At 41.8% G+C, this 24465-nt stretch carries 11 protein-coding genes; 6 read left to right on the top strand and 5 right to left on the bottom strand.

Annotation, left to right across the window (positions count from 1 at the left end; translation table 11 throughout):
• The first annotated feature begins 117 nt into the window (after positions 1-117).
• From B4Z47_RS18230 to B4Z47_RS18220, 3 genes are all read left to right on the top strand, one after another.
• Positions 118-3213 (top strand): SusC/RagA family TonB-linked outer membrane protein, encoded by a 3096-nt coding sequence (locus B4Z47_RS18230; RefSeq protein WP_115047981.1) that lies wholly within the window; start codon positions 118-120, stop codon positions 3211-3213.
• Between the two features lie 32 nt (positions 3214-3245).
• Complete coding sequence (locus tag B4Z47_RS18225) at positions 3246-4856, top strand: RagB/SusD family nutrient uptake outer membrane protein (protein WP_115047983.1); 1611 nt, start codon at positions 3246-3248, stop codon at positions 4854-4856.
• Between the two features lie 73 nt (positions 4857-4929).
• A complete protein-coding gene (locus tag B4Z47_RS18220) occupies positions 4930-6264 on the top strand; it encodes a sulfatase-like hydrolase/transferase (RefSeq protein WP_236560160.1) in 1335 nt (444 codons plus the stop codon).
• A gap of 116 nt (positions 6265-6380) precedes the next feature.
• Here the strand turns inward: B4Z47_RS18220 and bglX are convergent, their stop codons facing one another.
• The 5 genes from bglX to B4Z47_RS18195 form a co-directional block, all read right to left on the bottom strand.
• Complete coding sequence (gene bglX / locus B4Z47_RS18215; RefSeq protein ID WP_115049499.1) at positions 6381-8657, bottom strand: beta-glucosidase BglX; 2277 nt, start codon at positions 8655-8657, stop codon at positions 6381-6383.
• A 164-nt stretch (positions 8658-8821) separates the two neighbouring features.
• Positions 8822-10207, bottom strand: coding sequence for a glucoamylase family protein (locus tag B4Z47_RS18210; RefSeq protein WP_115047987.1), 1386 nt, complete (start codon positions 10205-10207; stop codon positions 8822-8824).
• 76 nt (positions 10208-10283) lie between these two features.
• Positions 10284-11714 (bottom strand): RagB/SusD family nutrient uptake outer membrane protein, encoded by a 1431-nt coding sequence (locus B4Z47_RS18205; RefSeq protein WP_115047989.1) that lies wholly within the window; start codon positions 11712-11714, stop codon positions 10284-10286.
• 20 nt (positions 11715-11734) lie between these two features.
• Positions 11735-14836 (bottom strand): SusC/RagA family TonB-linked outer membrane protein, encoded by a 3102-nt coding sequence (locus B4Z47_RS18200; protein ID WP_115047991.1) that lies wholly within the window; start codon positions 14834-14836, stop codon positions 11735-11737.
• Positions 14837-15101: 265 nt separating this feature from the next.
• Positions 15102-17939, bottom strand: a complete 2838-nt coding sequence (locus B4Z47_RS18195; protein WP_159332887.1) for a helix-turn-helix and ligand-binding sensor domain-containing protein — start codon at positions 17937-17939, stop codon at positions 15102-15104.
• A 365-nt stretch (positions 17940-18304) separates the two neighbouring features.
• On the opposite strand from B4Z47_RS18195, the gene B4Z47_RS18190 reads away from it, so the two are divergent.
• The 3 genes from B4Z47_RS18190 to B4Z47_RS18180 are packed head-to-tail and all read left to right on the top strand — an operon-like array spanning position 18305 to position 24461.
• The gene (locus B4Z47_RS18190; protein WP_112374165.1) at positions 18305-21394 is read left to right on the top strand and encodes a SusC/RagA family TonB-linked outer membrane protein; all 3090 of its coding nucleotides are present in this window, start codon (positions 18305-18307) and stop codon (positions 21392-21394) included.
• A 28-nt stretch (positions 21395-21422) separates the two neighbouring features.
• On the top strand, positions 21423-22991 hold the full coding sequence (locus B4Z47_RS18185) for a RagB/SusD family nutrient uptake outer membrane protein (RefSeq protein WP_147282019.1): 1569 nt from the start codon (positions 21423-21425) through the stop codon (positions 22989-22991).
• Between the two features lie 24 nt (positions 22992-23015).
• Positions 23016-24461: an alpha-L-fucosidase gene (locus B4Z47_RS18180; RefSeq protein WP_115049501.1), complete on the top strand. Its 1446-nt coding sequence runs from the start codon at positions 23016-23018 to the stop codon at positions 24459-24461.
• The last annotated feature ends 4 nt before the right edge of the window (positions 24462-24465 follow it).

Below are 24465 nucleotides of genomic sequence, written 5' to 3'. Positions count from 1 at the left end.
TATCTTTTCTCAAACTGACAGCAGGGGAGGCGCTCGCTTCCCCTCATGTCTTCAAAATAAAAACAAGTTTTCGATTGGCGTTGGCACTTGTTCGTATTCACCATTAATACTTTATCTATGAAAAATCTTAGGGTACTCCGGTATTCTACCTTGTCGCTATGTTTATTGTTATCTGGCGTTGGGCATCAGGTATATGCGCAAACAGATGTTAAACCGATTGTCAATGCTTCCTTATCAGGCTATGTATATGATAGTCAACGTAAGCAGCCTCTTGAAGGCGTAACCATTCAACTCGAAGCTGTAACGCATGTTGTTACAACAGATCAAAAAGGTTTTTTTCAAATTGTAACGGGACAGAAATTACCATTTTCCATTACACTCTCGCGCATTGGCTATAAGAAAAAGTCCTTGTTAGTTTCCGAATCTCCCACAAAAATTGAATTAGAGCCAGTTACACAGGACCTGGATGAGGTGGTGGTTGTTGGCTATGGAACTCAGAAAAAAATCTCGTTGACCAATTCAATCGCCAGTATTGATGGTGATAAATTGACGAAAAGACCAGTTTCTAATACGCAGCAGGCTTTGCAGGGCTTATTACCGGGGGTGACTGTTCAAGACCTTGGTGGAAAACCAGGGCAATCGGCTGCCAATATTCGAATTAGAGGATTGACGACATTTAATACCAATTCGAGCAGCACCAGTGGATATGATCTCAGCAAGAATAATGCTTTGGTCATCGTGGACGGAATTGAACAACCCTGGTCAAAGTTAAACCCCAATGATATCGCTTCAATTTCAGTCCTGAAGGATGCGGCTTCCACGGCGATATATGGATCACGTGCGACCAACGGTGTAATTATTGTAACTACCAAAAGTGCAAAATCTGGACATGTTGTGATTGATTATAATGGCTACTACGCCTTACAAAAATCAATCAACACCCCAAAGCAGATGGACGCCGTATCCTACCTCCAATTGCAACAGGACGCCTACCGTATCGCGGGGCTGGCGGTGCCGGCGCGATTTACTGACGAATCAATAACGGCTTATCGGACTGCGACCGATCGCGAAAAATATCCTTTACCGAATACATGGTTTGATACGCTGTTGAAAACAGCTCCTCAACAAGACCATGCCTTGTCATTCGCAGGTGGAAATGACATTCTACGTTCTAGATTGGCGGTTCGTTATAATAAACAGGATGGTATTATTGATCATTATGGTGCTGAACTGGCGGATATTAGGCTAAACAACGATTATAAAGCAAGCTCTTGGCTTAATTTTACGGGAAGTATAAACTACCGATATAGTAAAGCCGCCGAGCCCGGACGTGATCCAATCAATAACTTTCTCCATGGCTCGATGTGGGTGGTCCCCAAATATGATGATGGTACCTACGGATTAAGTACACAAGGAAATAATCCTTTAATGCTGATTGAGAAAAGTGGTTTTAAAAAGGTTAATGAAAACTACTTAAGCTCCATCGTTAAAACCGACATTCAATTGTGGAGAAATTTGTTATTTACGTCCCAATTTGGTGTAAGAGTGAACCTAAATAATACCAAAACCTTTTTGAACGCTTTTGACAATAAGGACCGAAATACAGGTATTGTAAAAAGTTTTCCGATCAATTCATTAAACGAAATTCGTGATAATAGCAGCGAGTATACATGGAACAATCTGTTGACCTATCAATTGGCGGCTGGGCCAAATCATATTAAGGCACTTGTTGGCTATTCACAGATTCACAATTATCAAAATTACTTAACGGCTTATCGCGAAAGATTCTACAATAATGATATCACCTCTATCGGACAAGGAGCTGATGATGCGACCAAAAACAATAATGGATATGATGTGCAGTATGGCTTGCGTTCGTTTTTTGGTCGGGTAAATTACGATTGGGATGGCAAGTATCTGCTCGAAGTGAATGGGCGTTACGATGGTTCATCCCGTTTTACGGGCGACAAGCAATATGGTTTTTTCCCTTCGGCATCAGCAGGATGGCTCTTATCCAAGGAAAACTTTTGGGAACCTATTCGAAATTCGTTGAACGAATTCAAATTGCGTGCTTCCTGGGGCAAGACAGGAAACCAATCGGTAGATTTGTATAGTTATTATTCTGCCCTCATTGCGGCAGGATATGATTTTGGGGGTAAATCTGTACAGGGGTATCGACTGGACAGTTATGCCAATCAGCAATTGGGCTGGGAGTCTACGATGCAGTATGATTTGGGCTTGGATGCCGCTTTCCTAAACAATCGCTTGACTTTTACCCTGGATTACTATAAAAAGGTAACTGACGATATTCTACTAAATCTGGATATTCCTGCCGTTTTGGGATTAAAGCCTTCACCCCAAAATGCGGGAACAGTACTGAATCGCGGTTGGGAATTCAGCGCAAATTATCAGAAAAGACCAAGTGCGCCTGGGGCTTTTGCTTACCAGCTGAATGGAAATTTAAGTATCAACCATAATGAAGTAACCGATCTAAAAGGTACTGGACCCTACATTGCCGGATCGGATATTGACCCAAGGTATATTATTGCTAAAGGACTTCCGATCAACACACTTTGGGGATATAAGACCGATGGTCTCTTTCAGTCTGCGGAGGAAATTCAAGCTTATGGCGCTACGTATGCTACAAATACGAAGCCCGGAGATGTGAAATATGTGGATTTGAAGAGCGACGGGGTGATCAATGCAAATGACATGGCCGCTATTGGCAACTCTTTCCCCAAATATACCTTCGGAATAAATGGGAGTTTCACCTTTAAGAATTTTGATCTTGATCTGCTCTTTCAAGGTGCAGCAAAAGTCGATACCCGATTGTCAGGAGCATTGGCTGAGATGGGAAATCAGGAAGGCTTTACACACGAAATATTTACAAACAATTATTGGACACCAACACATACGGATGCACGCTTTCCGCGCGTGGTCAAATATGATTTGCGTAATGTCGCAACCTCGGACCGTTTAGTGGTTAACGGTTCTTACCTGCGGTTGAAAAACATACAGGTTGGATATACAGTGCCACTACATGCTATCGGAAAGACAGCAATCAACAAACTTCGGGTATACCTATCCGCGACGAATTTATGGACAATTTCAAAATTGAATGAATGGAACCTGGATCCTGAAGCGGAATCTGGACGAGCGGTATATTATCCGCAAACCGGCCTTTATACACTGGGCGTCAATTTGACGCTGTAGTGTGATTGTTAATAATATATAATTGAAAACGAATGAAATTTTACAACTATCTATATCAAAAAAGAAACCTGATTTTCAGTTTCGGACTGTTTTCGCTTATGCTGATTAGCTGTGATAAGAATCTGTTAGATGCTGTACCTACCGACCGCCTGTCGGAAAATATATTTTGGAAGAGCCAAGCCGATGCGGAGCTAGCTGTAAATGCGCTCTACAACGACCTGGATGGAGCAGAAATCTTCTATTCCGATGCATTGACGGATATAGCCCATGTCAATCAGCCTTTCGCTGTGGATGCCTATATTGAATTGGGTACCTATGATGCTTCAAGTTCTCGGTTGTACAACACCTGGAGCAGTGCCTATAAAGGAATCGGTGCAGCCAATTACTTTTTGGCGAATGTTGGTAAAATCGAGGGCAGCAAAGATGAAACATTGATTGCTCGATATATCGGCGAAGCGCGCGTGTTAAGAGCCTATCAATATATCAAATTGGCCTATTTATTCGGTGCAGTTCCTCTGGTAAAGGCACCATTGACACTACAGGAAGGAAGAGAAGTACAACAAGCGACGCTATCTGAAATCTATGATTTTATCGACAGCGAATTGGAACTGGCTGCGGCAAGTTTGCCTGAAAGCTACTCCAGTAACGATATCGGACGCATAACCCGTTGGGCCGCATTGGGCCTGAAAGCCCGGTCGGATTTATATGCAGGACGTTTTGCAGCAGCAGCAAAGGCAGCAAAAACGATTATCGATGGCAAACGATTCGAGCTTTACCCTTCGTACGCAAATCTGTTTACGTATGCAGCTGAAAATAACAAAGAGGTATTGTTGGATAAGCAATTTCTGGAGAATATATACACGCAAAGTGTCTTTAACCTCTTAGCCTCCTATAGCCAACAAAATGGGCAGAGTACCTATGTGCCTACCAAAGCCTTGGTCGATAGCTATACCACATCCAAAGGCGATTTAATTACGGATGCCAATAGTGGTTATGATCCCAAAAATCCCTATAAAAATCGTGACCCGAGGCTTGCTTTTTCAATTTTTTTGGATGGCGATCCACTTCCAAATGGAGCAATTTTTCATCCAGCACCAAATAGTGGGACTGCCGATGCTGTGGGGAGCACCTATATTGCTTCTACAACAGGTTTCAATATAAAGAAGTATATCGATAAAAAGGATTTGGCAAACCCTTCTAAAAGTGGCTTGAATATTATACTATTACGTTATGCTGAGATATTATTGACCTATGCGGAAGCAAAAATTGAGCTCGGCGAAATTGATGGCAGTGTTTACGATGCCATCAACCAAATTAGAAATTCACGAACGGATGTAAAACTTCCAATAACAAGTAATCAAGCAAATCAGGAGCAACTTCGCCAGTTGGTTCGTCGCGAGCGTACGGTGGAACTGGCATTTGAGGGGTTGCATCTCGCGGATATAAGACGATGGAAAACTGCTGAAAAGGTTGTTCCTGGTAAAGTGTATGGCATCACCTATCAAAATAATAACGGAGAGGCAGTTGTCGTTGAAGCAGCCTCTGAAAGCCGTGTTTTTGATGCGAAAAAGCATTATCTCTGGCCCATTCCACAACGGGAAATTAACCTCAATCCGAATTTAAAACAGAATCCAAATTGGTAAAAATTGTTATCTTGTGGTACGAATCCAATTAACTCATACAACTATGATGCGATACACTAAATTTATGACCGCTATGGCTTTATTTTTACTGGTGGCTTTTGCCAATGCCCAGCAAAAAAAGCCTAATATTATCTTAATTTTGACCGATGATCTCGGATATAGCGACATTGGCTGTTATGGAAGTCCGAATATTTCAACCCCCTTTTTGGATTCGATCGCCAGTAAGGGCGTGAGAGCAACAAACTTTATGGTTTCTACGCCCTCGTGTACACCTTCAAGAGCTTCTTTATTAACCGGGAGATATGCTTCACGTTATAATCTTCCAGCACCAATCGGTCCAGGCTCAGATTTAGGCTTGCCTGATGAGGAGGAAACGATTGCCGAATTATTAAAAAAGGTAGGCTATCGGACAGCATTGGTCGGAAAATGGCATTTAGGAGATAAACAAACTTACCATCATCCTAATCAGCAAGGCTTCGATTCTTTTTATGGCATGCTGTATAGCCACGATTACCGCGATCCTTATGTAAAGACCGACTCTGTTATTAAGATCTTCCGGAATCGGAAACCTGAAGTCGTGGCACCCGACGATTCGGATCTGAGCGCACTTTATCACAAAGAAACAGTGAAGTTTATTGAAAATCAAGATAAAGATCATCCATTCTTTTTATACTATGCGCATAATTTTCCACATCTTCCTTTGGCATTTGCCAACAAAAAGAACCGATTTGCAGATCAGCAAAATGCAGGCCCTCTGGGTGCGGTGATGCAGGAGCTGGATCATAATTTTTCGGAGCTCTGGAAAACGGTTGAGCGAAAAGGCCTCGCCGATAATACCATTTTAATTTTTTCAAGTGATAATGGTCCCTGGATAGCTTATCCATCGCGAATGTCTGACGATCACGCTACAAAGAACTGGCATGTGGGTACTGCAGGTGTCTTCAAAGGTTCTAAAGCCGAAACAACAGAAGGTGGCGTCCGTGTACCGTTCATTGTTTATGGAAAGGGCTATGCCCAAGAAGGGAAAGTTCTTCGACAGGCAATTAGCAACTTGGATGTGTTGCCGACCATCGCCAAATGGACCGGTGCATCATTGCCGAAGAAATCTATCGATGGTCAAGCGATCGATTCTTTATTGAACGGCAAATCGGAAGATTTAAAAACAGCACATAGACCAATATTTTTAGTGAATTATGGACATGTTGAGGCGGTTCGGTCAGGTGACTGGAAGTATCGTCGGATAGCAGGCGGAGTGAATCAGATTTCGGGTAAACCCTATGATGCTATTGAAGAACTACATAACATTGCCTGGGATCCGAGTGAAAGAACGAATGTTTTAACGGAATATCCAGAAAAAGCGGCGGAATTGCGTTTATTGTTTGAAAGCTTTGATGGGAATATGGAGTAGCTAGAAATAGCAATGACTAAACATAGACATCGTTAAACATAGACATCGTTAAACATAGACAAGGCGGCACTTATTTTCGAAGTGTCGCCTTGTTTTTTTATAGAGATGCAATAGATTTAAAGCAATTCAAACTCTTTTTCTTTGACATCACGGCTGTTGGGACCAATGTAGACTTTGAAAGTTCCTGGTTCGGCAACGTAATTCAGATTGTTGTCAAAAAATTTGAGATCATTTACTTTGATGTTAAAGTTTACCGTTTTTTGCTCTCCTTTTTTGAGGAATATTTTTTGAAAGCCTTTTAATTCTTTTACAGGACGCGTGACAGAACCAACAACATCCTGGATATAGAGCTGCACGGTTTCTTCCGCATCATAGTTTCCTGTATTGCAGATGTCGATACTTGCTAGCAGCGTACCTTTATCGTCAATTGTGTTGCGGTCAAGACGAATTTCACCATAGGTAAACGTCGTATAACTTAATCCATAACCAAAAGGGTAGAGTGGGGAATTGCTTATATCGAGATAATTTGATTTGAATTTTTCAAAATCGCCCGAGTTTCCGTAGGGTCTACCGGTGTTTTTATGCGCATAATAGATCGGAATCTGACCAACATTGCGTGGGAAGGTGGCGGTAATCTTACCTGAAGGAACGACGTCCCCAAATAAGACATCGGCTACTGCTTTTCCTGTTTCCGTTCCGCCAAACCACACATTTAATATGGCTGGTACGTGAGCATCTTCCCAGGTAAGCGTAAGTGGTCTACCCGTAAATAACACCAATACAACTGGTTTTCCTGTTGCCAGTAATGCTTTTAACAGGTTCTGTTGATTTTTCGGAATGTCCAATTCGGAGCGACTGGAGCTTTCACCCGACATTTCTGATGATTCACCAAGGGCAGCCACGACCACATCCGATTGTTGAGCAACTTTTACAGCGTCTGCGATGATCTCCTCTTCTTTTCGGGAATCGCGTGTTATGGTACGGCCAAACATGGTTGCATGCTTTTGGTAAATTGGATCTTCCAACAGATTGCTGCCCAGGTGTGTGAGGATATTGACTTGATTACCCAACACGGCTTTCATTCCCTCCACTAAAGAGGCTGTTTTGTCCAATTCAGCACTGACACTCCACGTTCCGGGCATATTTGGACCTGAATTGGCTAATGGACCAATGACAGCAATTGTACCTGTTTTTTTTAATGGAAGTGCTTGGTTTTCATTTTTCAGCAAGACAAAAGATTTTGCTGCAATTTCCCGGGCTTTTGCATGATTGGCAGCCGATCCGATTACAGTTTTTGCCCGTTTTTCGTCACAATAGCGGTAGGGATCGTCAAATAAGCCTAATTTATACTTGGCTTCCAAAACAAACCGGCAGGCCCTATCGATGTCTGCTATTTTGACCTTGCCCGCATCTAAAGATTTTTTTAGTGTCGTCAGAAACCCTTCACCAACCATATCCATATCAACGCCAGCATTCAGGCTTAAGGCCGAGACCTGTTGGAGGTCACCGAGGCCATGTGCTGTTAATTCGTTTACAGCAGTGTAATCAGTTACGACCAATCCTTTAAAGCCCCATTGCTTACGTAACACATCCGTCATTAACCATTTATTTGCCGAGGCAGGGACACCATTGATATCGTTAAAAGAAGTCATGATACTTCCTGCTCCCGCATCTATCGCTGCTTTATAAGGAGGTAGATATTCGTTGTACATGCGGTGAAGGCTCATATCCGTGCTATTGTAATCACGACCACCTTCGGCTGCACCATATAAGGCGAAATGTTTGACACAGGCCATCATGGTGTTATGTGCTGCCAGGTTATCCCCTTGGAAGCCATGGACGATGGCTTCTGCAACTCGCGAGCTTAGATAGGTATCTTCACCCGCACCTTCGGAAATACGGCCCCAGCGTGGATCGCGCGAGATATCGACCATGGGCGAAAATGCCCAATTAATTCCATCAGCGGTAGCTTCTTCGGCGGCAATACGTGCCGATTGTTGAATCAAGTTCATATCCCAGGTAGCAGCAAGACCTAAGGGAATTGGGAATACCGTACGATAACCGTGAATGACATCCATTCCAAAAATGATGGGTATTTTTAAGCGGGATTGCTTGACGGCTATTTCTTGCGTTTTGCGAATTTTCGCTGGTGTGCTCATGCTGAAAATACCACCGATTTGGCCGTTTCTAATTTTGGTATCCACATCGGTGGATACAGTGGTTCCAGTTGTCGCTTCGCCACCGGTTACCAAATTAAGTTGTCCAATCTTTTCTTCGACAGTCATCTTAGCCATTAGCTGATCAATGAATGTGTCCATTTTCGGATTAAATTGCGCTGGACTTGTATGCCAGGCGAGCAATGCAAGAAGGAAAGTACCTACTACTTTTTTCATCGTATTATTTTTTTGTGCGCGTGGATTTTGCTTTCCGCGCAATAGGGTAAGTTTATGTCAAGTGCTCAAGATGATCCCTGAGTTTTCTTGATCAGATGTCCTGTTATTTTCGTGGAAGGAACCATTTTCAACGTGTGACGGATTGAAAATGATTCCATAGGCCACTACTTTAAATAAGGACTGGTAAAACCGAGTTTCTTTAGTCCTTGTTGAATTTCTGGAGCCTGCATAAATAGGTCCCAGATTTTTCCGGTTCTGTAGTTTTCGATCATGACAATAATAGGCCCCTGATCGATGGCTAAATAACGTTGTGGATACCAATTTGCCGTTTCACTGTAGGCATCATAGTAGCCATATTTACCCCAGATTTTATTGCCGAGCTGATTGTTTAAATACTGTGCAAATTGCATGCTTTCATGTGGGGTGTAGGGCATAGACGATAAAGCCGCTGTAGGGGAGATCACACCTGGATCGTTGTCTGGATGATGTGCATCGTATCCGTTGATGGAATAGCTGGCCGTCCAGCCCCAACCTTTCGTTGAACCATAACCTTTGTAACCTTTTGGGTTCAGATCTGCGTATGCCAAATTGATCTTAACATGATTGCTTGTCGCTTCCCAATAATCTGCGTATTGGTCTTTTAATCCTTTGGGGCTCAATCCTAGATAGGAGTAATGTTCCCAGAAGAGCGGGCCCACTTCACCTTCTTTGGCATTGTGCTTTAGCACGAGTGGAATGTCATATTTTTTAGCGGAGCTTTTAATTGCACCAGATCTTGCCCATCCCTCGTGATACACCTGGGGTGCAATCGGATAAGTAGGGGAAGAGGCTGCCAAAATGTAGGTAATAAGACACTCGTCATATCCTCTGACGGGATGATTTTGCTGGAAGTTAAATTTAGGGCTCCAATGCCAATAAATAACATTTTGTCCGTTTGTATAGTGATTCCAATTGATTTCTTTCCATAGCTTATCTGCTTTTTGAGCGATTAGTTGGGCGGAATCACCTTTATCTTTTAGATACTCCCGAATTGCGATTAATCCCTGCGCTAAGAAAGCCGTTTCAACAATGTCGCCACCGTTATCTTTTTCACTGAACGGTTTCGCTGTACCCAGTTCTCCATCGTACCAGTGTGCCCAAGCTCCTTTAAACCGTTCGATTTTGCCTAGATAATCCATGATGTGATTCAACTTTTGAATGCCTTGTTCCTGGCTGATAAAACCACGTTCCATCGCGACGATCATACCCATGAGTCCGAAGCCACTACCACCTATGGTCACGACATTACGATCATTTTGGGTGTATACACCATCCATATGGATGCGTTCTCTAGCGAGACCAGAAGTTGGTTCGGCGCCCTCCCAAAAATATTGAAATGTATGTTGCTGAATAGTGGTCAATAGCGAATCTTCATTGATCTTGCTTCCGCTAGTTGAATCAATTTTTGAGGGACTGTCTGGACTGCTATTAGCAGTGTTTTGGCACGAACTGCTGAGAATAAGCGCCAAAGCTATACCGCTAAGTGCTGGATATGCTATTCGTTTTCTCATGGATATGTTGTTTAATTCTTGAAAAAATGTTCAAACGACCTATGGTCGTTTGAACTGCGTTATTTTGTGTAAATGATTACCAACCGGTATTTTGAGGCATTTCTGGTGTCTGGATACGTTGATTCTCCGGAATTGGAAAAAGCAACATTTTATCTTGGAAAGTTTTTCCATTGGCAGCCATGGCTGTTTTTGCCTGTTTTGTACGCACCAAATCAAACCAACGGTCGTGTTCAAATGCCAATTCAAGACGTCTTTCTTTCCAGATCAATTGACGGAGCTGCGCTTGGTCGGTTGTCGTTACGTTGGCTAATTTTACACGTGTGCGCACGGTATTCAATGCATTCAGCGCTTCACTGCTATTGCCAACCTCATTTGCGGCTTCGGCCAGGATAAGATAAATTTCACCCAGACGGAGGTAACGTACGTTTTTATCACCGTCAGCGGCACCTCCATTTGCTGAGGAATACGCTTTTTCATTATACATTGGATTTTCTACACCATTGTCAATCAGACGGCCATCATAGAGGGTTTCACCTCTGAAAATAATTGTAGCATCCCGGCGGATATTATCTTTTTCGGCATTGAATGCATCCAATAGATTTTGACTTGGGATATTAAAACCCCAGCCTAAATTGACTGCTCCACCACGAGGCGCTTGCACTTGACTATATTGTTGGATGCCATGGGCAATTGAACTACCTCGGGCCTGCCATTCAAAGAGCGATTCAGGACCATTTTCACCTTCTAATCGCCAGATTTTCGCATAATCAGTCTCTAAGCTATAGCCACCGGAATTGATAACAGCTTTTGCCATATCAGCAGCTTGTTGCCACTTCCTTTCGTATAAATACACCTTCGATAGCAGCCCTTGTGCAGCACCTTTGGTTGCTCGGCCCAAATCTTTTGCAGCATAGGCAGATTTGACGGGCAAGTTATCAATAGCAAATTGTAGGTCTGCTTCAATGTAGGCGTATACTTCAGCTGCGGGTTCTCTCTTTATCAAATCACGGTCTTGGATAGGCACATCACCCCATCCACGTACAAGGTAGAAATAATTTAACGCCCTTAGAAAGCGCGCCTCACCAATTAATCTATTTTTATAAGCAGCATCAGTCAGTCCGGCTTTTTCAATAAATTCAATTGCTTGAGAAGCACGACCGATTGATTTGTACCATCTAACCCAAAGGGCTTGGAACGAACCAGCTGTTGAGGTATAAGTCAGGTTATCCAAAAGCAACTTATCACCTCCCGCATCAGTGGATGAACTGCCTTTGTCAGCGTTATCCGATATGATTTCAGTAATTCCTAAGAAAGAGAAGCTGTAATCCCACTCCGTAAACATACCGTAGATACCATTTACGAATTGCTCTGGGGTATAAGGAGTTTCGCTATCATCGGCTTCAACCCTTTCTCTAGAAGGAACATCCAAAAAATTATTGTCTTTGCAACCCTGTAGTGCGATCCCCGCACTAAGTAGAATTGCTATATAAAGTTTATTGATTTTCATTACGTTGATTTTTAAAAGGATTAAAACTGCATGTTAAGTCCGAATAGGAAATTACGCGTTGTAGGATAGGCTGATAGCTCTATGCCAGAAGTTAGATTTGGACTACCATCTCCCGCAATTTCAGGAGAGAAACCACTGTAATTGGTGAAGATAAACGGATTTTGTGCAGTCACATACAAACGTAGCTTTGATTTAGAACTATAAAGATTATTAAAAGTATAGCCCAATGTGATGTTATTTATACGAAAATAACTGCCTGATTCTAGATAATAATTGGAAGGTAGAAAATCTCTTTCTGCTCCGGGATGTGAGTTCGTAGAACCTTCTTTTGTCCAGCGGTTTTCAAAAGTACTTAAAGCGATGTTTTCTCCGCCATTGATGCGTGTACTTTTCATCCCGTTGTAGATTTTATTGCCCGCTACCCCATATCCTGAAGCGTTAAAATCGATCGCTTTGTAATTAATTCCTAAATTAATACCGTAAGTAGAACTAGGTAGAAACGATCCGAAAAATTTACGATCTCTGGAGTCAATAACGCCATCAGCGTTTTCATCTGTATAACGCAAATATCCTGGTTTTGGAGATCCTTGTCGCGCATTTGAATTTATTTCATCTTGATTTTGCCAAACACCGTTCATTTCATACATCCACCATCCGTATATTGGCTGTCCAACACGAAGCTGTTTTGTAAGCTCACCATTGTTAAGACTTCCGCCTTGGTCCCCATCGTAAGCCGCTTTAACCTCCTTAACCGTGTTTTTGTTGTAAGAATAATTTACACCGACGGAATAGCTAAATTCTGGAGAAATGGATTTGTTCCAATTTAAGGCGACTTCCACACCTTGATTTAGGATTTTTGCGCCATGATCATAAAACTTATCTTCATAGGCAGAGGTGTATGTCGGTGTGACCAACAAGATCGCATTGGTATTCATCTTATGATAATAGTCTATGGAACCTGAAAGTTGGTTGTTTAGAAATGCGAAATCCAATCCGGCGCCAGTTTCTTCCGTCACCTCCCAGCTTAAGTTTTTTGCCGGTGTGCCGTACGCACTTCCAAATACCATATTTTGCTCAGGACCAAATACATAGTTGTAAGAAGAACTTGTAGGGCTCGTTAATATGGTTGAAACATTTAATGGGATATCTTGATTACCTAATTTACCCCAGTTTCCGCGAACTTTCAACAAATTAATCCATGTAGCATCCTTCATGAAGCCTTCATTTGTTACTGTCCATCCTAAACCAATGGATGGAAATGTACCCCAATATTTTCCGGTGTTACGGAATACGCTTGAACCGTCACGACGTAAAGTAGCTGTTAAATAGTATTTACTGTCGTAATTATATTGAACGCGACCGAAGTAAGATGCCAAGGCACGCGGGGTATAATAGATTTGTCTGCTTTCCACTTTATATGCGCCCGAACCATGATCTATACTCCAGTATTGTGGTTTTTGAGGGACATCATAACCTTTGTCGCTCATCATGCTGTTGATGTCATACTTTTCACGCGACATACCTAAGACAGCTTCGACACTATGTTTGTCAAATTTCTTGTTAAATGTTAAGAAATTCTCCCAAGACCAACGGAACTGTTCCAGAGTCTCATAACTCAAACTATTATTAGCATACTCTAAGGATTCGGTGTTTTTCGCTTTAAACTCTTCAAATTGTTGCGCTGTACGAAGTGGATCACCATTGAGCCATGCATCCTTTATATCCGAAAAAACTCTATTTCTCGAGTAGAATTTATTTCCACCAATACGGGAGTTTACTTTTAAATAATCTGTAATTTTAAACTCACCTTCGAAACTACCTTGTAGTCTTAATGTATTGATTTTCTCATTGTTTCTAAGTACTTCGTAGACCGGATTTCCAATAGAGTTTATATTACCAACGATCTCACCGGGATTTCTTTCATAGCCAACAACACCGGTAGTTTGATTTACAATACCCTTTCCATAACGCCCGTTATCATACATTACAGGAACCAATGGGGATTGTTTGTAGGCTGTTGTGAAAGCTCCATTGGGTTTTGGTGTAGCATTTGTAACGGTGAGATTCAAGTTTTGGGTAAACTTAAGTCTATTATCCAAAAACTTGTAGATGTTGTTGTTTCGGATCGTATTTCTAACATATTTTGAGCCATCTAGAATACCGTTTTCGGTAAAGTTGTTTGCTGAAACAAAGTAATCTACTTTTTCAGTTCCTCCCGATATATTGACGGCATTATTAAAGACAGTTCCCGTCTTTATTAATTCATCATACCAATCGGTATCATTATGCTGATTTTCTGACAGTAACCATCTTTTATCTTGATCCTGATATTTTTGACTTTCATTAAAGAAAGTCCGGAATTGTTCTCCATTAGCCATCTTAACCCGGTTAAGAATCTTCTTCATCCCAGCATAACTTTCATAATTAATACTAAGAGTCCCAGTTTTACCTTTCTTCGTGGTCACGAGGATCACACCGTTTGCGGCCCGAAGACCATAAATTGAAGCCGAAGATGCATCTTTCAAAACATCCATGGATTCGATATCGGACGGATTGATATTATTGATGTCCGTCTGTGCGATACCGTCAACGATATAGAGTGGATTTCTTCCGCCTAGAGCTGTTCCCAGACCTCTTACAATAACGTTGGGTGATGACCCCGGAGCTTCATTTGCAATAATATTGATACCTGCAGCTTTACCTTGGATGGATTGCATGGCCGACATGGCAGGTTGCTTCGTGATATCGGATGATTTCAAGGAGCTGATCGATCCGGTCAGATCTGCTTTCTTTTGTGTACCATAACCGATAACAACAACCTCTTCCAATGCTTGATTTTGATTTTCTAAGAATACATTGAGTTGCGTTTGATTACCAATGTATACCGTTTGTGTGCGATAACCCAGAAAGTTAAAGACCAGTGAGTCGGTAGGAGAGGCATTGATTTGAAATTTCCCCGTTGCGTCGGTTTTTGTAGATACTGCTTTCCCTTTGATACTAATGGTGACGCCAGGCATGGATATCATGCTTGTGCCATCTTTGACCACTCCTTGTACCGAAGTTTGTCCATAGGCAACCGATACGACCATGGATGTCAAAAATAATGCGGATAGATTCCTCATATCGTTAATTTTTGGTGTTTGTTTAAAATACGTTGGTTATTTCCCTGAAGCAAATATGTTGATGTAGTACAACTTTGCCAAAATTTAACATATTCACATCACTACTACATGAAATTTCGGCTTGCTCAGGCTACCTTTTGTTGTATTTTATATTTTTGATAATCAGTATTTTGTGTTGTTGTTTTTACTGAAATAACACGAGCTTTAGTGTGTTTTATACACTAAAGCTCGTGTGTGGTAATGATGTAGTGTCTGTGATGAAAATTTAACGTTCCATCAGGAATTCAGAAAGGTTTTTGTCTGTTGGAATGCCCAACTTTTTGCGTAGTCGATAGCGTCTAATCTCGACACCGCGTGTACTAATGTTGAGTAATGAGGCAATTTCCTTACTCGACATATTGAGCCTTAAATAGGCACATAGTTTCAGATCATTGGGGACGAGATCAGGAAACTCTTGTTTCAATTTCTTGAAAAAATTCTCATGTGATTCGTTAAAGCTTCTTTCAAAAATATGCCAGTCACGATCGTCGTTATGGGCATCATCGATAAGCTTGTTTATCTTTTTCAATTCATCCGAACTCAGCTTGTTGCCATCAGCATCTTTAAGCTGTTTGAGCTCGGCGTGTAAATTGTTCAACATCTCATTTTTGTAAACGATATTGAGTGCCGCATTGGCAAGTTCTTTATTTTTTAATTGAAGCTGATCTTCTAATTGCTGGTTTTTAAGTTTAATCCAGTCCTTTTCTTTTTGCTCTGTTTCGCGTTCCAAGGCAATCTTTTTCTCTTCTAGCCATTTTCGCCGTATTTGAAACTGACGCTTGCGCTCCCGTTGAAGATTAAACCTGTAAGCTAAATAGATGAGCGTTATCAGGACGAGTGTATAAAATAACTTCGCCCACCAAGAAAGAAACCATGGATGCCGAATGGTAAATGAAAATGTCTGGACTTCCGAAACTGACCCCATATTGTCCTTCGCCCTGATTTTAATTTGAAACTCTCCATAAGGTAGATTTGTGAAATCTTGATAGGCAGTTTCACTCCATTCGGACCAATTGTCTGAGTAACCTTCGAGATAATATTGGTATTGAAGTGGCGAAGTCGAATAATATGGACTTGAAAAGCTAATTCTAAGATTATTGTCCGATGATGATAGTTTAAACGCTGAATCTGGGATAATAGCCTGGCCTGTTGTCAAGTTGACAAGTTGTGCTATTTGCGGAAGTGGCAACCTGTATTTTTGTGATTTATCGGCATGACGGTAGATCGCAAATCCATCATCTAAACCAATGAGATAGTATTGGTTTTCAATCGGGAGAATGTTTTCATAGTTATTCATCATTCGATCCTGTAAGGGACTGAGCAGATTGGAGTCAATATGTAGTTCGCCCTTACTGTCAAAATCTACTTTAGCAATTTTAGTCTTCTGAATAAACCAGTAGCTGTTTGTATTGATCGGTATGACCTTATTTGAATTTTTATAGCTGCCTAACGCTGTGTTTAATTCATTGGCATAGCTGAATTTTTTCACAATATTGTCGAATTGGAGAAATCCGCTGTCTGTAGCAAATACAAGATTATTTTCTAAGGTATAAATCCCCGTAAATTGCCTCTTTGAAGCGATACTATCCTGTTTGGAGGAAAATAAAATTTTTGCCTGCTGGAAATTCGCATCAAGTCCGAGTAGTTGTATCTGTCCCCAATCGCCAATCCAAAAGGCATGGTTATCTTTTTGCGCCAAGAATCGAACCGGTTCTTTAACGCCTGTGAACTGCTGAACGAACGCTAGGTGTATACCATCGAACGTGAATTTCGATAAGCCTGTATAGTTCCCCTGAAGAATATTTTTTGTTCCAAAAATAGGTTTGAAAACCCATCCTCCGGTAATCTGCGAGATCTTTTCAAGCTTCCCGTTATCTAATTTGAAGGTTCCGTCATTATGTCCACAGATCAACTCATCACCAAATTGTGCTAATGTCCAAACCTGACCATTTGAATTTGGAATCTGAGAGAAATTTAATGAATTGTAATTGGTCAATCCCTTCCATTCACTTGAAAATAAGCCCTTATTAGTTCCAAGATAGATTTTTCCCTGATAGATGATCGATGTATAAACGGTACCTATTTTTCCGACAAAATCAGTGTAAAATGATAATGGGGAATTGATTTCAATGCGGTCAATGCCATTATCAAGTCCCACCCAGATATTCTTCTGATTGTCCTTGACAATGCTGAGTACAGTATTGTTTTGGAGACCATTGTTTTTATTGATATGTTGAATGACCTGCCCATTTTTATTGATGATAATAACACCGTTTTGGATGGTGCCAAAAGCATATTGTCCATCGTAGAGGTATAAGCCATTGTTTATTTGTGACTGGCTTAAGAGCTGATTTGCCGGAGCAGCCCAGGGTAGGATTGTTCCATCGGCTTTCATCAGGTAGAGGCCGTTTCGCGAGGTCGCAATAAGCGAAGTCGTTGCGTCGTAAGGTAAGATGGCAAGTACATTTTTGTCTTTCAAGACATCTTTTCCTTTTACAGGAATTAATTTATCCTGTTTAAATTCATGCAGACCACTTGGTAGTTGTTCAAAAAATAATTTATTGTTGAGCTGATGTGGAAATAAAAAAGGCTCACCTTTAGCCGTTAATTGCCGTATACGATTGTTTTCCCAGATATAGGATTTCGAAAATGTATGAAAAAATACCCGTTGGTCTTCAACAATGATTTTCCAGATTTCTTCGTTTGGAAAGTAGGTTTTGTCCTGTACCAGCTTAGAGAGACTTTGATAAGTCAAGTTTCCAAAGGGTTTGTAAGTCCAATAGCCAAATTCACCTCTTCCACCGGTGTAAATCTTGCCATCTTTACCGATTGCGACACTTCGTACCGTGGAATGATTAGGAAGCGGAAAGATGCGCCAATATTGTCCGTCAAACTGCAATAGACCTTCGGTATTGGCACTATAAATACGACCATCTTTGTCGACTGCCAAAGACCAGTTTTGATTTCCAGCCTTGTATTGGTCTTTTTTGTATTGTTTGACAAAAGGCGTACCTGTGGGTATGATTGTTTGACAGTAACCCTCGGGCAGTAAAAAAAATAACATGCTGCAAAACCAAAAGATATAGATGTTCCTATATTTTTTTGTTGTCATCGACTCCCTCACTTTGAATTGATTTGGGGGCAATATATCGATTTTATTGCAAAATTGATAATCTCTAGCGGTGTAGTATGCTCTGGCAGATCGCTAGCTTATTTTGAAGATCAACCGATCGATTGTTGGAAGAAAAATTAGCAGCTGCCAAGGGGTTTATTTTTCTTTTTTTTAAAAAACCATTTAATTGTGTTGAAAATCAGGAATGAAGCCATTTATTCCACTAATTTGAACAAAAAATACTCCTTTTGCTGTAAACGATTTTTGATATTTGAGTTCATTTACTTCGTTAAATAACCAAATAAACCAAAACAACTATGATAACACCGATGACCAAAACGGTAGGTAAGGGGTTGCTTTTATTTTCGTTGATGAGCATGTCTGCACCGGCGGTGCTTGCCCAGTCGCAAATAAAGATATCCGGAAAAGTAAGCTCCTCAACAGGCGAGCCTCTTGCGGGGGTTACCGTACAGATAAAGGGGGTGAAAAACGGCACTGTAACCGATGGGGCCGGCAATTATCAGATTCTTGCGCGAGATATTGATGTCCTGATATTTTCGCTGGTAGGCAAAGAGAAAACCGAAGTCCAGGTCGATAAGAAAGATCACATTAATCTTGTACTGCAGGAGTCCAGTAGCCTGATTGACGAAGTGGTTGTAGTAGGCTATGGTACCCAGAAAAAAAGTAATCTAACGGGTGCTGTTGCTGCTGTCGATGGAAAGGTGCTTAACAAACGTATCGCTACAAATCCAACGCAGTTACTTCAAGGTCGCATGCCCGGACTTCGTGTTACCCAAGGATCGGGAGAAGCGGGGAATGAAAATGTGAATCTCCAGGTACGGGGATTGGGTTCCTACGGCGCCTCTTCTGCTCCACTGGTTATCGTAGATGGTATCCCCGGTAGTTTGGAAAATTTGAATCCCCAAGCAATCGAGAATATCACCGTATTGAAAGATGCCGCTTCAGCTGCTATCTATGGGGCAAGAGCAGCAAATGGAGTCATTCTTGTGACGACAAAACAGGGTAAAGCTGGAAAAACACAACTGAGCTACGATTATAATGTCGGAATTACCAAGGCCTCAGCTCTTCCAGACCTCGTATATAATTCCGTTGATTACATGACCTTGTATAATCAGGCAAATAAAAACTCGGGTGTCACAAATCCAAATGCTTCCTTTAGCCAGGAGATGATTGATGCCTACAAAAATGCAACAGATAAAAGATTATATCCCGATTTTAACTGGTTAGATGCTGTCTTTAGAACTGTCCCGGTGCAAACGCACAATTTAAGCTTAAGCGGTGGTGCCGGAGGAACAAATTACAACGTTATATTGGGCTACGTCAATCAGCCTGATATTATGATCGGGACTTCTTTTAAAAAGTATAATCTACAGCTTAACCTAGGCTCTAAAATAAATGATCGGATAAGTTTTGGTTCAAGTATCACCTTGAATTATGGGGATCGGAAATATCCTAGAAACGGTAGTGAAGATCAGTTTTTGTCTACCATTAGTCAATCACCACTTTATGGACCTGTATTACCAGATGGTAGTGGTCGTTATTCGTCTAGGGCATATCCTTTTCAATCCCCAAATAAAAACCCTGTTGCAGTTGCCGAAAATGCATTTACAAGACTGAACAATTATTTTATGCAAGGCAATATTTTTTTAAATGTGAAAATATTGGATGGACTGGATTGGAAGACGAGCGGCGGGTTGACGTATGGCTTTACAAAAAACTATACCAACAAACCTGTGATTAATCAATACATGTGGTTCGCCAAACCGGATGACCTACCCGCCAGACAACTTGATGTAGGTGGTCAGGGCTTAGAAGTAACGGACGACAACAATGTATATCCAGTCGGGTATACGCAATTGACTTACGATAAGTCTTTTGGAAATCATAACATGAAAGTACTGGCAGGAACCCAGGCAGAATATAATAAAACACAAAAATTGTTCGGAAGTAGGTTGCAATTTCCCAACAATGACCTGCTTGAGCTCGATGGTGGCGGAGCTGGACAACAATCAAATAATGGTGTCACCAATGAGTGGTCATTGAGGTCTTATTATGGTCGGTTAAACTATGACTATAAAGGCAAGTATCTACTCGAAGGGAATGCACGTTATGACGCCTCTTCACGTTTCCCTGAAAATAGAAAATGGGCGTTTTTCCCTTCATTATCTGGTGGTTGGAAAGTCTCGGATGAGAACTTTTTTGGTCCGAAATTGAAAGAAGTTGTTAATGAACTAAAGTTAAGAGCCTCCATTGGAACATTGGGTAATCAAAATATTGGTAACTACCCATATCAGATTGTTTACAATTCCTCTTTTGCTTATCCTTTTGATGAAACGCTCCAACAGGGAGCTCGTCAGGTAGCCATGGCCAATGACCGGATCAAATGGGAAAGTACCAAAGTCTTGGATTTCGGTGTAGATATCGGTTTATGGAACAACAAATTGACCGCTTCTTTCGATTGGTATAACAAAGTAACATCCGATATTTTATCTGCATCTACAGCTTTCCCTTCTTATATTGGATTGACTGCACCGACCGTAAATTATGGTGAATTGCGTAACAGAGGTATAGAGCTCGGCCTTCAATACCGTGATAAAATTGGAGCGGTATCCTTGACCCTCAATGGAAATATTCAGGCCAATCGCAACAAGGTGATGAAATATGGGGCCGAACGTATCTCGGGCAATACCATTATCCGGGAAGGTTTACCTTATGGTAGTTTTTACCTTTTGGAGAACACGGGCATATTCCGTTCGAAGGAAGAGGTGGCAGCTTCTCCAGTGCAACAGATTCCAGCACAACCGGGCTATCTGAAATTTGCTGACGTTAATGGAGATAAAGTTGTGGACAATAATGATCGAATTGTCGTGCCCGGAGCGTATCCAGATTTCGATTACTCCTTTAATGCAACGGCTGTTTGGAAGAACTTTGATTTTACAGCCTTTTTCTTTGGTTCCCAGGGACAAAAAATATTTGTGAGTGAGTGGGGAATCGTGCCCTTTAGGCAAGGCGGAACGTTCACTCGCGACTGGATGAACGCTTGGACTCCAGAGAATCCGAATGCATCGCTTCCAATAGTGGGTGCTGAAAATACCCCTGCGGCAAATAATGTACGGACTGCATCGACTTTCTTTTTAAAAGATGGATCCTTCTTGCGCCTTAAAAATATTCAGGTAGGCTATGCTATTCCACAGAGCACCTTGTCCAAAGCTGGTATTTCTGGCCTTCGCATTTATTTTGCGGCGGATAACCTGCTCACATTCTCCAAGTTCCCTGGTTTAGATCCCGAACGTGGTGTTTCATCAAGCGGTGGTGCAACATCAGGACGTTATGTGACTCATCCGCAGAATAAAGTATTCGCATTTGGGGCGAGCATCACATTCTAATCGAGTGGTAACTAAAAAAAAATTACAGATGAAAAAGAGCGTAAAAAAAACATATCTATATTTAAGCTTAGCAGCCTTAGCTGCATTGGGTAGCTGTACAAAAGATTTTTTAAATAAAAATCCAACAGATAAAATTTCGGAGTCAACCTTCTGGAAAACGCAGACTGATGCTGATTTGGCACTGTCGGGCTGTTATGAATTTCTGTGCCGAGGATACAATTCGACGTCTTCATCCAATGCACGTGGTGGCTGGGGTGGAGCAAGTATGTTTTGGGATGGGCTTTCAGACGATGCCTTTGTATCCAGTACCTCCAATAACTTCAATATTATTTCGCGGTCCGGAATCTCCTCGACAACCGGCGGAATGCAATCTGAGGGGTATGAGATTTCGTATCAGGCCATTGCTGCATGTAATAAATTGATTGCCAATATTGACCGTATTGCAAGCATGAGCCAGCAGGACCGTGACCGATATAAAGCAGAGGCTCGTTTTATCCGCGCCCATTACTACTTTTTGTTGACCAATCTGTACGGTGATGTGCCATTGACTTTAGAACCTCTGGGTATGGATGATGCGAGTATCCGGCTGGGTAGAACACCTAAAACCAACATTATCGAAGCGATTTTGGCAGATTTAGATTATGCGAGTGAAAAACTGCCAAATACAGGGTATAAAGGACATGCTGTGCGGGGATCTGCACTGGGGTACAAAACAAAGGTGTTGTTGACGGTGAAAAAATGGGCTGAGGCAGCTGCAACAGCGAAGATTGTTATGGATGAAAACAAGTTTTCGATCTATCAGGGTGGATACCGCGATCTGTTTAGAAAACCTGGACAAAATAATAATCCCGAAATCATGTTCTCCGCTCGATTTTTACCACCCAATATGTATAGCCCGGCAGATATGATGTATTCTTATCTGAAGACCATACAACCGCTGGGTTATCTGGTGGATTCTTATTATGCCATCGATGGAAAAGATATTAAAGAATCGACAGTTTATGATGCTAAAAACCCTTACGAAAATAGAGATCCACGGTTGAAGTCGACAATCATGTACCGTGGTGTATGGCGCGGTACCACAGCATCTTCTGCTTTTGATCCCGTTGCTGAAGGCGTTTTGGGTGGTTTTTTACCGCGAAAGTATATCAACGAATCGAAATGGCCAACAAGCTACGCGACACAAAGCGATCAGGATTGGGTATTCTTGCGCTATGCCGATATTTTATTGATGTATGCAGAAGCGAAGAATGAAAGTGCAGGGCCTGATCAGACTGCTGTCGATGCATTGAATAAAGTACGATCTAGGGCTGATGTGAAAATGCCGCTCGTACAGTTTAGCGGTTCCTTGACAAAAAATGAATTCCGCGATATTATCCGTCATGAACGGCGGATTGAACTGGCTTTGGAAGGTCAACGTTATTTTGACTTGAAACGCTGGGGGATAATAAAAGAGGTGATGGATAAAACCAAGGATCCAGATGGCGCTTCACGGTTATTTATGGCAAGAGATACCTTATGGCCAGTCCCGCAATCTGAGGTAGATATGGCCAAAAGTTTAGGTAATGACAATTTTAAACAAACACCAGGTTTCTAAATGAAGAACTGTGAAAATTTAGGTATGAAAGCTATATATAAAATGTTGCTGGCACTTATCCTCATCGTGGGAATGAGCACGGGATTATTGTATGCGCAAGTAAATCGCTTACCAGATAGTGTACGCATGAAATGGTGGGAGGAAGCCCGGTTTGGTATGTTTATCCATTGGGGAGTATATGCACAGTTCGGCGGTGTTTATAAGGGACACGAACAGGCACGTGGTGGAGCAGAATGGATTATGAACCGATCAAAAATTCCAGTTGATGAATATCAGGCCATGGCGAAACAATTTAATCCCATCGCCTATAATCCAGACGAATGGGTACGCATGGCGAAAGATGCGGGCATGAAATATTTGATTATCACAGCCAAACACCACGATGGTTTTGCACTCTTTGAAACAAAAGCGAGTAAGTGGAATATGGTGGACGCTACGCCCTATGGCAAAGACGTCTTGAAACCTTTGGCCGATGCCTGCCGAAAATATGGACTGAAGCTTGGCTTTTATTACTCACAGGCGCAGGATTGGAATAACCCTGGTGGGTCGGCTGCTCGTAAGTTAATGCGAGAAGGCTGGCCTAATCCAGATTCAACCCGTATCGATGACTACACGCTAGCACATCATGGCCATTGGGACCCCAGACAAGAAACAGCGAGTTTTAGTGACTATATCAAAAACGTATCCGTACCTCAGGTCAAAGAATTGTTGAGTAACTATGGCGATATTGCTGTACTATGGTGGGATACGCCAACCAATATGACCGACGAAGCTGCAAATATGCTTCAGGACCAATTGGCATTACAACCCAATATTATTACGAATGATCGATTGAAACGGCCTAATTTCCCCGGCGATACCAAAACGCCGGAGCAAAAAATTCCAGATTGGAGTGAACTCGAAGGCAAACATTGGGAAACCTGTATGACCATGAACGGTACTTGGGGCTACCGCACATCGGATCATAAATGGAAGTCTGCCGAAACCTTGATCCGCAATCTCGTTGATATTGCTTCCAAAGGTGGAAATTACCTGTTGAACGTTGGCCCAAAACCCGACGGATCCTTCCCCCAGGAGAGTATAGAACGTTTGGCTGTAATTGGCAAATGGATGAAAGTCAATAGTGAAGCGATCTACGCAACCAAGAGTAGTCCTTTACAGCCATTTGAATGGGGGCGGTGTACCCTAAAGGAAGATGGAAAGCGGACTTATTTGTATGTCTCTGTATTTGACTGGCCAAAAAATGGAATAGTTGAACTTCCGATTGAAAATAAAGTTGTAAAAGCGAGCCTTTTAGCCAATAATCAAGTGTTAAAGGTAAAATCGAATGCCAATGGTATTCAGATTGCCGTGCCTGAGCAGGCCATTGATTCTGTTGCTACGGTGATTAAGATCGAAGTGGCTGGCAAATTTAAGCGCGAAAAAGGGCCCGGAGCAAAGAACATGAAAACTGGAGCTTTGGACGAGTAAGGCC

Source organism: Sphingobacterium sp. UBA2610 (assembly GCF_002339225.1).
In the GTDB taxonomy this organism is placed as follows: domain Bacteria; phylum Bacteroidota; class Bacteroidia; order Sphingobacteriales; family Sphingobacteriaceae; genus Sphingobacterium; species Sphingobacterium multivorum.
This window is presented reverse-complemented; position numbering and strand designations above follow the sequence as displayed.